The sequence below is a fragment of the Pontibacterium sinense genome, assembly GCF_015209595.1.
In the GTDB taxonomy this organism is placed as follows: Bacteria; Pseudomonadota; Gammaproteobacteria; order Pseudomonadales; family Balneatricaceae; genus Pontibacterium; species Pontibacterium sinense.
On sequence record NZ_JADEYS010000006.1, the window covers coordinates 196603 to 209250 of the forward strand.

The 12648-nt window shown below is 51.7% G+C and carries 12 protein-coding genes; 10 read left to right on the top strand and 2 right to left on the bottom strand.

Annotated features, from left to right (window positions below; genetic code table 11):
• The first annotated feature begins 42 nt into the window (after window positions 1-42).
• Genes IOQ59_RS08125 through murB form a run of 7 tightly spaced genes read left to right on the top strand, consistent with a single transcriptional unit; the run spans window position 43 to window position 4549 of the window.
• The gene (locus IOQ59_RS08125; protein ID WP_193952765.1) at window positions 43-657 is read left to right on the top strand and encodes a MotA/TolQ/ExbB proton channel family protein; all 615 of its coding nucleotides are present in this window, start codon (window positions 43-45) and stop codon (window positions 655-657) included.
• An 18-nt stretch (window positions 658-675) separates the two neighbouring features.
• A complete protein-coding gene (locus IOQ59_RS08130) occupies window positions 676-1089 on the top strand; it encodes an ExbD/TolR family protein (protein ID WP_193952766.1) in 414 nt (137 codons plus the stop codon).
• A 1-nt stretch (window position 1090) separates the two neighbouring features.
• Complete coding sequence (gene lpxK / locus IOQ59_RS08135) at window positions 1091-2095, top strand: tetraacyldisaccharide 4'-kinase (protein ID WP_193952767.1); 1005 nt, start codon at window positions 1091-1093, stop codon at window positions 2093-2095.
• A complete protein-coding gene (locus tag IOQ59_RS08140; protein ID WP_228050768.1) occupies window positions 2088-2273 on the top strand; it encodes a Trm112 family protein in 186 nt (61 codons plus the stop codon). The genes lpxK and IOQ59_RS08140 overlap by 8 nt, the downstream gene beginning before the upstream one ends.
• A 12-nt stretch (window positions 2274-2285) precedes the next feature.
• On the top strand, window positions 2286-3056 hold the full coding sequence (gene kdsB, locus IOQ59_RS08145) for a 3-deoxy-manno-octulosonate cytidylyltransferase (RefSeq protein ID WP_193952769.1): 771 nt from the start codon (window positions 2286-2288) through the stop codon (window positions 3054-3056).
• On the top strand, window positions 3053-3526 hold the full coding sequence (locus tag IOQ59_RS08150; RefSeq protein ID WP_193952770.1) for a low molecular weight protein-tyrosine-phosphatase: 474 nt from the start codon (window positions 3053-3055) through the stop codon (window positions 3524-3526). Before kdsB ends, IOQ59_RS08150 begins: the two co-directional genes overlap by 4 nt.
• Window positions 3527-4549, top strand: a complete 1023-nt coding sequence (murB, locus tag IOQ59_RS08155; protein WP_371871842.1) for a UDP-N-acetylmuramate dehydrogenase — start codon at window positions 3527-3529, stop codon at window positions 4547-4549.
• Window positions 4550-4657: 108 nt separating this feature from the next.
• Here murB and rne read toward each other — a convergent pair whose 3' ends face one another.
• Entirely contained in the window at window positions 4658-7813 is a 3156-nt protein-coding gene (rne, locus tag IOQ59_RS08160) for a ribonuclease E (protein WP_193952771.1), read from the bottom strand.
• Window positions 7814-8380: 567 nt separating this feature from the next.
• Here rne and rluC point away from each other — a divergent pair.
• The 3 genes from rluC to cysB all read left to right on the top strand — a co-directional run bounded on the left by rluC (window position 8381) and on the right by cysB (window position 11537).
• Window positions 8381-9337 carry a 23S rRNA pseudouridine(955/2504/2580) synthase RluC gene (gene rluC / locus IOQ59_RS08165; protein WP_193952772.1) on the top strand — a complete coding sequence of 319 codons (957 nt, stop codon included), beginning with the start codon at window positions 8381-8383 and terminating at the stop codon, window positions 9335-9337.
• Between the two features lie 27 nt (window positions 9338-9364).
• The gene (locus IOQ59_RS08170) at window positions 9365-10471 is read left to right on the top strand and encodes a hypothetical protein (protein WP_193952773.1); all 1107 of its coding nucleotides are present in this window, start codon (window positions 9365-9367) and stop codon (window positions 10469-10471) included.
• A 91-nt stretch (window positions 10472-10562) separates the two neighbouring features.
• Entirely contained in the window at window positions 10563-11537 is a 975-nt protein-coding gene (gene cysB / locus IOQ59_RS08175) for an HTH-type transcriptional regulator CysB (RefSeq protein WP_193952774.1), read from the top strand.
• 80 nt (window positions 11538-11617) lie between these two features.
• On the opposite strand, the gene IOQ59_RS08180 is transcribed toward cysB, so the two are convergent.
• Window positions 11618-12646 carry an MsnO8 family LLM class oxidoreductase gene (locus IOQ59_RS08180; RefSeq protein ID WP_193952775.1) on the bottom strand — a complete coding sequence of 343 codons (1029 nt, stop codon included), beginning with the start codon at window positions 12644-12646 and terminating at the stop codon, window positions 11618-11620.
• Window positions 12647-12648 lie beyond the last annotated feature (2 nt).

A 12648-nucleotide genomic window follows, 5' to 3' on the forward strand; every position in this document is an offset into this window, starting at 1 on the left:
AATTGTCCCGATATTCGAGGTTGGGCTAGAGGCTGAGTTGACGTGTTAGAACTGGTGAAATCGGGTGGTTGGCTGATGGTGCCAATCGTAGCCTGTTCGGTGATTGCGATGGCGATCTGCCTGGAAAGGTTGTGGACCTTACGTGCGTCCAGTGTTGCGCCTGCCGAACTCTTGGGAGAGCTGTTGACTGCTTTCCGTATGGAGAAACTGGAGACCGAGCAGTTGGCTCAGATCCGCAACAGTAGTCCGTTGGGGCGAATCATGGTTGCGGGTATCAAAAACGCCAATCACGGGCGTGATGTCATGAAAGAGAGCATTGAAGAGGCTGCCTCGGAAGTGATTCATGAGTTGGAGCGATTTCTCAGTCCGTTGGGCACGATCGCGGCGATTACACCATTACTGGGTTTGCTCGGTACCGTCATCGGAATGATTAAAGTCTTTAACGAGATCATGATTCAAGGTAGTGGTAATGCCAGTGTATTGGCCGGCGGTATTTCGGAAGCGTTGATTACGACCGCATCTGGTTTGGCCGTTGCGATACCGGCACTGATCTTTCATCGGTTTTTCTTGCGTCGAATCGATTCACTCGTGGTGTCCATGGAACAGCAGGCCGTGAAGTTGGTCGAGATGATTCACGGTCAGCGTGAAGAAGACTGAGTGTTGCGAGGCGATTAGGTGAAATTCAGCCGACAACGGCCTGAAGAGGTATCCGTAAATCTGACACCGCTGATTGATGTGGTGTTTTTGTTGCTGATCTTTTTTATGGTCTCAACCACCTTTACCAAAGAAACGCAGCTTGAAATTGACCTTCCAAGTGCTAGTGGCAGTGTCACTGAAGCCCGCGAGCGTATAGAAATTTTGATTAGTGCAGAAGGCGAATACCGTCTGAATAGCCAACTGCTGACAGAGTCCAGTGCCGAGGCATTAAAAGAGGCTTTGGGGGCGGCCGCAGGCGTACCGGGCGAGACGCCTCTGGTGATCGCGGCTGATGCCGATACGCCGCATCAATTGGTTGTGACTGCGATGGATGTAGCTGGGCAGCTGGGATACACCCGGTTGAGTATTATCACTCAAGAGTCTGCTAAATAGTATGCGCTGGCTGGAAACGCGTTGGTATCAGAAAAGACCTGCGCCGCTGTTTTTGCGCCCGTTAGAGTGGCTGTATCGTACCGTGAGTGACGGTAAACGTCAGGGGTATGTTACAGGCAGCAAAGAAGTGTTCAGGCCGCGGGTGCCTGTCATAATTGTTGGCAATATCACTGTAGGTGGGACCGGAAAAACGCCGGTTGTGCTTTGGTTGATTGAAAAACTGAAAGTGGCCGGATACAAGCCAGGTGTAGTAAGTCGGGGCTACGGTGCAAAAGCGCCCCGTTATCCTTATGCGGTCACCAAAGATACGTTGCCAGCAGAAGGCGGAGATGAGCCCTGTATGTTGGTGCGTCGATCAGGTTGTCCTCTTGTTGTGGATCCTGATCGTCCGGCCGCAGTGCAATATCTTCTGGAGCAATTTGATTGTGACCTGGTCATCAGTGATGACGGTTTACAGCACTATGCGTTAGGGCGTGATATTGAGTTGGTGGTCATTGATGGTCGTAGAGGTGTCGGGAACGGGCATTGTCTACCAGCGGGGCCGCTGCGAGAGCCCGTTGAGCGTCTGGATGACGTTGATTTCGTGATCAGCAATGGGGAAGGGGAAAATGGTTTTGACGCCATTTCTATGGGCTTAGCCCCTACTGCATTTGTTGCACTGGACGGTTCTAAGCGTATTGCCGTTGATCAATGGCAGGAAAAGCGCGTGCATGCCGTGGCGGGGATCGGTAATCCGGCCCGTTTCTTTGATACACTTCGTTTGGCTGCGGGTATCGAGCCACTGGAGCATCCTTTTGCGGATCATCATCCTTATGTCCTGTCTGACCTGCAGTTTTCGGAATCGCTGCCTTTGGTGATGACGGAGAAGGATGCAGTAAAAGTTTCTCATCTAAAAAATTTGGACGGCTGGTACCTAGAGGTATCCGCCGAGCTGCCCGTTGAGTTTGAGACGGCGTTGCTGAATAAACTCGAACAGATTACCTATACGGTTGAAAGTGATGGATAAAAAATTGATCGAGATGCTGGTGTGCCCAGTATCAAAAGCGCCTCTTGAGTGGAATGCAGAAACTCAGGAGCTCATCTGTCGTGCTAGTGGTTTGGCATATCCTGTGCGTGACGGTATTCCAGTCATGCTGGAAGAGGAAGCGCGTAAGCTGACTCTGGAAGAGCGTGAGCGTAAGTAAGGAGAGTCTGATATGAGCTTTACCGTCATTATTCCAGCCCGTTTTGCATCCAGTCGTTTTCCGGGAAAGCCGCTGGCTGACCTCGCGGGTAAACCGATGGTCCAGCATGTCTACGAGCGTGCGATGGAGAGCGAAGCAGACCGGGTGATCATCGCAACGGATGATCAGCGGATCGCTGATGTGGCTAAAGGTTTTGGTGCGGATGTGTGTATGACATCTGCCGAACATCCCTCAGGCACTGACCGCCTGCAGGAAGTGGTAAAGCTTCAGGGCTTTTATGCTGATGACATCGTAGTTAACGTGCAGGGTGACGAGCCTTTGGTGCCGCCGCGTGTGATTAATCAGGTGGCCCATAACTTGAAAGCTGAGCCGAGCGCGAGTATCGCCACGTTGAGTGAGCCGATTGAAGACATCGAAAGCTTGATGAATCCCAATGTGGTGAAGGTGGTGAGCGATGCCCGAGGGCGTGCGCTTTACTTCAGCCGAGCTCCAATGCCGTGGCCTCGTGATCAGTTTAATACAGAGGAAGGGCGCTCTAGCATGCCGGAGGGGTTTTCGTGGCAGCGTCATATCGGCATCTATGCGTACCGCGTGAAGTTGCTGAATGACTTTGTGACCTGGCCGCCGGCGCCGTTGGAAGAGACCGAGTGTCTAGAGCAGTTGCGCGCAATGTGGAATGGGGCGCAGATTCATGTTGCGTTGGCTGATGAGCTACCGCCTGCAGGCGTGGATACGCCGGAAGATCTGGAGCGCATTCGCCAGTTGCTGGAGTCGCAGGCGTGAAGCGTGTGTTGTTTGTCTGTTTGGGCAATATCTGTCGTTCCCCAACTGCACATGGCGTGTTTCAGCATGTTGTTGATTGCGGTGGTCTGGGGGCGCAGGTTGGAGTTGATTCGGCGGGCACTGCGGCGTACCACGTGGGCAATAGCCCTGATCCTCGCTCAGTTTCGGCTGCGAAGTCCCGTGGATACGATTTATCGGCATTGCGTGCCCGTCAGGCTATAGAAGCAGACTTTCAGCAGTTTGATTACATCTTGGCGATGGATCACAGCAATCTTGAGAACCTCAAAGACCTATGTCCGGAAAGCTATGAAGGGCACTTGGGGTTGTTTCTGGATTTTGCGCCGAACATTTCTGAATCCGAAGTCCCGGATCCCTATTATGGCGGTAGCGACGGTTTTGGTCATGTATTGGATCTTGTGGAAGAGGCTGCTGAAGGTTTGTTGGCAGATATTCGGCGGGAGCTGAACTGAGTGATATCCCTTCAGGAAAACGCCGATCTGAGTCAGCTTAATAGTTTTGGGTTTTCATCCAAGGCTCAGTATCTGATAGATGTGTATTCAGATAATGAGTTGGTAGAAGCGGTAAGCTTTGCCGAGCAGCATGATTTACCGCTGTTGGTGATAGGGGGGGGTAGTAATCTGATTCTTTCAGACTACTTGCCAGGTGTTGTTGTACGCTTACAATCAACAGGCTATCGAAAAGTATCGGAAGACGATGCGTCGGTTCTGGTTGAGGCTGAAGCCGGTGAAAATTGGCATCAGTTGGTTGAGCAGTTCATCGCTGAGGGCTGGAGTGGTCTGGAAAACCTTGCGCTAATCCCTGGTACTGTAGGCGCTGCGCCGGTGCAGAATATCGGTGCTTATGGTGTCGAGATTAAGGACCGATTTGAAGCGCTGACGGCCTATGATCGCGAGGAGAAGGTTTTTGTGGATCTGGCATCTTCTGATTGCCAGTTTGGTTATCGTAATAGCGTATTCAAGTCGAAGAATCCTGGGCGATATATTATTACGCGTGTGCGTTTTCGTCTCTCTAAATGCTTTGTCCCGACTGTCGGGTATGGGGCTTTAACGCAGCAACTCGCGGATGATGAGGTGACTGCGCGTTCCGTTTTTGATGCGGTTGTTGCAGTGAGGCAGTCTAAGCTGCCGGATCCGCTTGAGTTGGGTAATGCGGGGAGTTTCTTTGAAAACCCAGTGATTCCTCGGGCGCAATACGATGTGCTAAAAGCTCATCATCCTGATGTTGTGGCTTATCCGGATCGGCCGGGGTTTATGAAAGTGGCCGCTGGCTGGTTGATTGACCAGGCTGGCTGGAAGGGTTATCGAGCCGGCGCGGTTGGTGTCTATGATAAGCAGGCCCTGGTCTTGGTGAACTATGGTGGTGGATGCGCTGATGAGTTAATGGCGTTGGCAAGTGCGATTCAGCACTCTGTGTCTGAGCGTTATGGGGTTGAGCTAGTTCCTGAGCCGCGTCGGTACCCGCTGTCGGTCTGAAGATAACCCAGGTTTGAGCAGGCATAAAAAAACCGCGTTTATACGCGGTTTTTTTATGCCTGAAAGTAGGGTAATGCTAAATGCTCAGCATTACCCTATTGCAGATGCTTACTCGCCTTTTTCGGCGGCTTCTTTCTGGCGGCGACGAATTTCGCGAGGATCGTTAGGAGCTCGGCTACCGCGGCGACGGCGACGTGGTTCAGCTTCCTTGGGTTTCTCTTCGATTGCTTCGCTGCTCTGAGCTTCAGTTGTTTCCGTTGGCTCGGAAGGAGCTTCAGGGGTTGCTTCTGATGCTTCAGTAGTTTCAGTCGCTTCTGAGGTTTCAGCTACTTCTGCAGTTTCAGTAGCTTCAGCAGTTTCAGGCGCTTCTGGGGTTTCAGCTACTTCTGCAGCTTCAGTAGTTTCAGATGCTTCTGGGGTTTCAGTCGCTTCAGTCGCTTCAGTATTTTCAGATGCTTCTGCAGTTTCAGTCGCTTCAGTAGTTTCAGACGCTTCTGGGGTTTCGGCTACTTCTGCAGTTTCAGTCGCTTCAGTAGTTTCAGTCGCTTCTGAGGTTTCGGCTACTTCTGCAGTTTCAGTCGCTTCAGTAGTTTCAGGCGCTTCTGAGGTTTCGGCTACGTCTGCAGTTTCAGTCGTTTCAGTAGTTTCAGGCGCTTCTGAGGTTTCAGCTACTTCTGCAGTTTCAGTCGCTTCCGTAGTTTCAGTCGCTTCTGAGGTTTCTGCTGCTTCAGGCGCTTCCGTAGTTTCAGTCGCTTCCGTCGCTTCTGGGGTTTCTGCTGCTTCAGGCGCTTCTGCAGTTTCAGGCGCTACTGAGGTTTCAGCTACTTCTGCAGTTTCAGTCGCGTCTGTAGTTTCAGTCGCTTCTGTAGTCCCAGTTGCTTCCGTAGTTTCAGTTGCGGCTGCAGCTTCAGTCACTTCTGCAGCTTTAGATACTTCTACTGCTTCAGTAGTTGTTTCATCTTTGCCGCTGTCCGCGTTAGCTGAGACTTCAGCATTTGGCTGTGTTGCCTGAGCTTCAGTTGCTTCGATTGCTACAGCAGTCTTCTTTTCTTCAGGCTGTGTAGTTTCGTCAGTTGCTTCAGCGTTCTTCGCAGTATTTGTGTCTACAGGATTGCTGCGCTTTGCGCCGCGCTCGGAACCGCGACGACGACGACCGCGACGGCGTGGGTTGCGTGGTGCTTCTTCGCCCTTGTCATCCTGTTTGGTTTCAGCTTTGTCGGTACTTTGTGTCTTCGCTTCGGTTTGCTCTTGAGGAGCGCTTGTCTGGCGATCATCAGTATCTTTGCGGCTCTTGCGACGACGACGGGATTTCGTCGGTTTCTCAGTCTTCTCTTCTGCGACCAGAGGTTGATCCGGCTCTGGCTGAATAGTAATGATTTCGTCGTTGTCTTTCTTCTGTCCGCGGCGACGATCATCACGACGACGGCCTTTTTTGCCGCTGTGCTGTTTGCGGCCAGAGCTGCGAGGTTCTTTTTTCTCTGGCTCAGCTGCGACAGGTTCTTCTTTCTTAACTTCTTCCTGAGCAGTGCTACCGCCAAACAGGCTGCGGAAAATACGCCCAAGCAGGGAGCCGCTATCTTTAGTTTCTACTGATGCAGGTGCCGCAGGTGCTTTAGCTTCTGAGGTCTGTTCAGGAGCTGTTGCTTCTTTTGGTGCAGGTGTTGCGGGTGCAACGGTGCGCACGGCTGCTTTTTCACGAGGCGGAGCTGGCTTGGTCGCAGTTTCGATCTCTGGCAGCTGCTCTTCTGGTTCTGGCTGCAGCGTGTAACTGGCATCGTTTGTTGTCGCAACAGTGTGATCGTCACGCAGGCGGACAACTTCGTAATGTGGCGTTTCCATGTTCGGATTCGGCACGATCACAACACGTACGTCGTGGCGCAGTTCAACATCATGCACTGCGTGTCGCTTTTCATTCAGCAGGAACGTAGCGACAGTAACAGGCAGGATTGCACGAATCTGAGCGGTACGGTCTTTTGCTGATTCTTCTTCAATCAGGCGAAGAATGGACAGTGCCAGTGATTCGGTGTCTCGGATGGTGCCTTGGCCGCTACAGCGAGGGCAGACAACACCACGGCTTTCTGCCAGTGATGGGCGTAAGCGCTGACGCGACATTTCCAGCAGGCCAAAGCGTGAGATGCGACCCGTTTGTACGCGAGCGCGATCCAGTTTAAGTGCATCACGCAGGCGGTTTTCAACTTCACGCTGGTTTTTGATTGGGCTCATATCGATGAAATCGATAACAATCAGACCGCCGATATCACGCAGGCGCAGCTGGCGAGCGATCTCGTCTGCGGCTTCCAGGTTGGTGTTCAGGGCGGTCTCTTCGATGTCGCCACCGCGGGTTGCACGAGCGGAGTTAATATCGATGGATACCAGTGCTTCTGTCGGATCAATAACGATGGAGCCGCCGGAAGGTAGCTTAACTTCACGCTGAAAGGCGGTTTCGATCTGTGTTTCGATCTGGAAGCGGTTAAACAGCGGGGTTGCTTCGCTGTAGTGTTTAATCTTCTGATCGTACGACGGCATGACCTGAGTCACGAAGTTTCGTGCGTCGTTATATACAGCTTCGTCGTCGATCAGTACTTCGCCGATGTCGGCGCGCAGGTAATCACGAATAGCGCGAATAACAACGTTGCTTTCCTGATAGATCAGGAAGGGGGCTTTGCGGGCTTCAACTTCCTTAATCGCTTTCCACAGTGTGGCCAGGTAATCGAGGTCCCACTGCAGTTCTTCGGTCGAGCGGCCGATGCCAGCGGTGCGAACGATAATGCCCATTTTGTCCGGGATATTTACGCCGTCCAGAGCTTCTTTCAGCTGGGCGCGATCGCTGCCTTCGATGCGGCGGGAGATACCGCCAGCACGAGGGTTGTTAGGCATCAAAACAAGATATCGGCCAGCAAGGCTGATAAAGGTCGTCAGAGCGGCGCCTTTGTTTCCGCGCTCTTCTTTGTCGACCTGCACGATAACTTCAGTGCCTTCGCGGATAACCTCTTTGATATTAGGACGGTTGCCGCGCTCTGGTTGTTTGGAGAAATATTCGCGAGAGATCTCTTTCAGAGGCAGGAAGCCATGGCGCTCTGCACCATAGTCAACAAATGCAGCTTCAAGGCTTGGTTCTACGCGGGTAATGCGGCCTTTGTAGATGTTAGCCTTTTTCTGTTCGCGGGAGCCGGATTCGATATCCAGATCATATAGACGCTGGCCATCGACCAGCGCTACGCGCAACTCTTCAGGTTGAGTTGCGTTAATTAGCATTCTTTTCATTGGTTTGAACGTTCTCTTTAAGAACGCAGTTCAAACCTGCTGTCCCAAATTTTGCGCGTGAAGCGCTATCCTGTCCTGTAAGGCATGGTGGTCATGTCAGCGCAACAGCCTCGAAAGGCTGTGTGTTGAATCATATACGCGCACAACGGCTCACGCGGTACAAGGGCTAAAAGCGCTGTACTACTGAGTCTTATTGTTGTGTGACCATACCGATAGCAATCGGCGACCGGTATGTCTGCCTATCGGTGGAGGAAACTTCAGCCTCTGTTATTCTTCTGATTCGTTGTAGCTGCCCAAGGGGCAGGTTCCTGGCTGAAGTGCATCTCCACCTCCGACCGGACCTTATTTGAAGGCCAGTAGGTGAAATACGTTCTGAATTATAAATTCTTTCTGCTTACGCATTATTGCGTTTGTTGTGGGGCGGCACGTATAGGGTGCCTGCTCACTTTTCAGCATGAATTGGCAACTAGTCGCATAAAGATAAAGCCAACAGCCCACAGCAGCGGTAGAATATAGCAGCTATCACACTAAGCATCAATTCGACGCGTCGGACACTATCTTATTAATATGTCAGAAAAAATTAGCAGCCCAAACGCTGCCGTAAGGTTTGTAGAAATTGCTGCCGACTTTGACGGTCAGCGAATCGATAATTTCCTGCGCACCGAACTAAAAGGTGTTCCAAAAAGTCTCATCTATCGCATTCTGCGAAAGGGAGAAGTGCGCGTAAATAAGAAGCGCGTAAAGCCTGAGTACAAGTTACAGGGGGGAGACTTGATACGCATACCGCCTGTTCGTGTGGCGGAGCGTGCCGAAGCACCCAAGCCCTCTGATAATCTGCAGCGTGTACTGGAAGACTCCATTCTTTATGAAGATAAGGATCTGATTGTCGTGAATAAGCCCTCTGGGTTAGCGGTTCACGGCGGCAGTGGGGTCAGTCTGGGGTTGATCGAGGCGTTTCGGCAGATCCGTCCAGAGTGTCGCTTTCTAGAGCTGGTTCATCGGCTTGATCGCGATACGTCGGGCTGTATTATGATCGCCAAGAAGCGCAGTGCGCTTAAATTTATGCACGAGGCTTTGCAGAAAAGCCGGATTACCAAGATCTATAATGCGCTGGTAGACGGTGCCTGGTCTGACAGGAAGCGTAGGATTGACGCGCCACTGCGAAAAAATGAACTGAAGTCAGGTGAACGCGTTGTTAAGGTGCAGGCCGATGGCAAAGCGTGCCTGACAGAGTATAAAGTGCTGCGTCGAATCGGACGGTTGGTCACGTTGGTGGAAGCAAGGCCCATTACAGGCCGTACCCACCAGATCCGTGTTCATTGTCAGTTTGCGGGTCACCCCATTATCGGTGACGAGAAGTATGGCACCGACCAGATGAACCGCAGAATGCGGGACGAGGGCATAAAACGTTTGTTTCTGCATGCTGCAGAGCTGCGTATCCCTCTACCGGGTGGCGGCCGTATGGTCATTAAAGCGCCACTTGATAAACAACTGCTCAGCGCAATGGATGCGTTGGACGTTTAGTCGATTGAATTTGATAGGCTGAAATTGATGTCTGAGATAATCAGCAACGAAACTTTTTTTAGTGCCGCCGAACGTATTATGAATGACGGCGGTATTCCAACTCTGGATGTTATGGCTGACGCCCTTGAGTGCGATGTCGATACACTCAAGGAGCCCTATGAGGCTTGGTGGGAACTGCTCGCAAGTCGCACGCGCAGTGGTACACGGTCTGTCGGCGTGAGTATTCAGGACGTACCTGAGGCGATTAATTCGGCGTTTTCTCGTATCTGGAATGAAGCGCTGCATGAAGCCCACAGTCACTTCAGTCTTGAGCGTCGTTATGAAAAGGTGGGTGAAGAAGAACAGCACCGCCATCATGAGGAAGAGTTAATACGTTCCCGGGGGCGTGTTGATGAGATTGAAGATCGCTTGCGTGCGCAGGTTGAACGCACGAATGAGGCGAATGTTCATGTCAAAGCACTGGAAGCTGAAGTCAAAGCTCTGAAGGCGGGGCTTGAGTCGGAAACAGGTCAGCGTAAAGATGAAGAACATCGTGTATCTGAGCTGGAGCAGGAGCTGGCTCAGATGCGTCGTGCGCGAGACGAGTCACGTAGGGTATTTGAGCAGCGGCTGAAGGATGAGCAGCGTAACGCGTTGGACACGGTGAGTAAGTCTGAAGCTGATGTTCGTTATTACCGCGGCTCACTGGATAAAGTTCGCGAAGAAAGTGGCAAGAAAGAATCTGCACTGACTAAGAGTATCCACGACCTGAAAGCTGAGCTGGCCAAGAAAGACGTTAAGATCGAAAGTCACTTTACGCAGATTAAGAGTCTGGAAGCTGAGCTAAAGTTAGTGAAGCAGAACCAGGGTACGACGAGTCGGGATATCTCAAAACTGAACAGCCAGTTGCTGGCGGAGACGAATAAAACCAAGCGGCTTGAAGAAAAGGTTGTTTCTTTGCAGGAAGAGTTGCGCGTTGCGCAGCAGAAGAAAGTGGCCTCAAATAATGAAGCCTCTCGTCGAGAAAATGCCATTCGTGGTCAGCTGAGTGAGCGAGATGACGAGATGGTGAGACTCCGAGGTCGGAATATTACCCTTGAGAAGCGTCTCATTGCGCTGGATGAGGAAGTGCGCCGTTTGAAAGCCGCGCAGTAGCAGCGTAGGGGGTGGTGATTTTTTATGCTAACCTGTTATAATAAAATCACTGTTAATTACTAAAAGTTTAGTTTTCCCTTGGGAGTAACCTATGAAACTGCAGCAGCTTCGCTACATATGGGAGGTTGCCCGACACGATTTAAACGTATCGGCGACGGCACAGAGTCTTTATACATCTCAGCCAGGTATTAGTAAGCAGATCCGGTTATTGGAAGACGAGCTGGGCGTAGAGGTGTTTGCGCGCAGTGGTAAGCATTTGACCCGCGTCACGCCTGCGGGTCAGGCAATTCTGAGTGTGGCTGGCGATATTCTGCAAAAAGTAGAGAGTATCAAGCAGGTTGCGCAGGAGTTCAGCGACGAGAAGAAAGGCAGTCTGGCGGTAGCGACGACCCACACTCAGGCGCGTTATGCGCTGCCACCGACAATCAATGGCTTTATCCAGCAGTACCCGGATGTTTCATTGCATATGCATCAAGGCACGCCTATGCAGATTTCTGAAATGGCTGCAGACGGAACGGTGGATTTTGCCATCGCCACTGAAGCGCTGTCTCACTTTAGTGATCTGATCATGATGCCATGCTATCGCTGGAATCGCTCTGTTGTTGTACCTAAGGATCATCCTTTGGCTCAGTTGCCAAAATTGACCCTTAAGGACCTGGCGCAGTTCCCGATTGTCACCTACGTATTCGGTTTCACAGGGCGTTCTAAGCTGGATGATGCATTCCAGCGAGAAGGTCTGGATCCGAAAGTGGTGTTTACCGCAGTAGATTCCGACGTGATCAAAACCTACGTTCGCCTGGGTTTGGGTGTGGGAATTATCGCGACGATGGCATACGAAGAAGAGTTTGATAGTGACTTGGTTGCGTTGGATGCGAGTCATCTGTTCGAATCCAGCACGACTAAGATTGGCTTCCGCAAAGGCACCTTCCTGCGTGGATACATGTACGACTTTATCGAGCGCTTTGCACCGCATCTGACGCCGGATGTTGTGCGTCAGGTCCAGTCAGCAGGTAACCGAGCAGAAATTGATGAAATCTTTGCTAATCAGGTGTTGCCAGATCTATAGGATCTAATCAGTTACACTGATCGTTCGATAAAAAAGGAGGCTATTAGCCTCCTTTTTTATGCGTGATATATGGAATGTGCCTACGCGTTAAGGTCAAAAGCCTGAGCCAGCTTTTCGTAACTTTCGCGTCGTTTTTCGAAGTTGTGGGTGACAGCAACCACCACGACTTCGTCGACATCGTAGAATGCTGCCTGTTGTTCGAGTACGTCCCGGCAGTATTCAGGGGTGCCAGTAATCATTGAATCCCGTGTAATGTCGAACGCATGCTGATCTGACGGCGACAGCTGTTTGTACAGATCCATGCATTCTTCTGGTGGACGGATACCTTCACGAATACCGTTTGAGGCCTGAATCTTCCAGAAAGTGTGTGATGCGGCCAGCAGTTTCGCTTCTTCAGCGGAATCCGCGCAGATGACCGCGCTGGAAATCATCGCCTGCGGGGTTTGCATCAGGCTGCCCGCGCGTGGTTGAAACAGTTCGCGGTATTTGCTGATGATCTCTGCTGGACGTTCATGGGTGCCGATAAACAGGGCCAGTACAAAGCCAACGCCATAGCGTGCGGCGAGTTCGATGCTCCCTGCAGCGGAACCCAGTGTCCAGAGTTCGGGTGCGGTACTGTCTGTGGGCGTGACCTGTAAACCGGAAAACGCATGCCCGTTGGGAATCTGGTTGTCAGCGAATCCGACCAATGCTTCAACAAGATCTGGGTAACTCTCTCGGCTAACGGGGCTATTCGGATAGGCGAGGGCGCGGCTAGGCAGCTCTGCGCCGCCCGGCGCGCGACCAAAGCCCAGATCAATCCTGCCGGGGAAAAACGCTTCTAACGTACGGAATACTTCAGCCACTTTATAGGGGCTGTAGTGGGACAACATAATGCCGCCGCTACCGACTTTAATCTGCTTAGTATGTGCTGCAATTTGGCCGATGACGATTTCCGGGCACGGGCTGGAATAGCTTGGTGTTGCATGGTGTTCGGCGATCCAGTAGCGGTGATAACCCAACTCATCGCAGGTTTTTGCCAGTTCCAGCGTGCGATGAAGGCCATTCGTCTGGGAGTTGCCGTCGTGGGCAGGAGACTGGTCTACAACACTCAGTTTTAACTTCGTCATGA

Excerpts from the sequence above, each read along its gene's own strand:
- lpxK (WP_193952767.1), top strand. The coding sequence starts at position 1,091 with ATGCGCTGGCTGGAAACGCGTTGGTATCAGAAAAGACCTGCGCCGCTG.
- IOQ59_RS08140 (WP_228050768.1), top strand. The coding sequence starts at position 2,088 with ATGGATAAAAAATTGATCGAGATGCTGGTGTGCCCAGTATCAAAAGCG.
- kdsB (WP_193952769.1), top strand. The coding sequence starts at position 2,286 with ATGAGCTTTACCGTCATTATTCCAGCCCGTTTTGCATCCAGTCGTTTT.
- rne (WP_193952771.1), bottom strand. The coding sequence starts at position 7,813 with ATGAAAAGAATGCTAATTAACGCAACTCAACCTGAAGAGTTGCGCGTA.
- rluC (WP_193952772.1), top strand. The coding sequence starts at position 8,381 with ATGTCAGAAAAAATTAGCAGCCCAAACGCTGCCGTAAGGTTTGTAGAA.
- IOQ59_RS08170 (WP_193952773.1), top strand. The coding sequence starts at position 9,365 with ATGTCTGAGATAATCAGCAACGAAACTTTTTTTAGTGCCGCCGAACGT.
- cysB (WP_193952774.1), top strand. The coding sequence starts at position 10,563 with ATGAAACTGCAGCAGCTTCGCTACATATGGGAGGTTGCCCGACACGAT.
- IOQ59_RS08180 (WP_193952775.1), bottom strand. The coding sequence starts at position 12,646 with ATGACGAAGTTAAAACTGAGTGTTGTAGACCAGTCTCCTGCCCACGAC.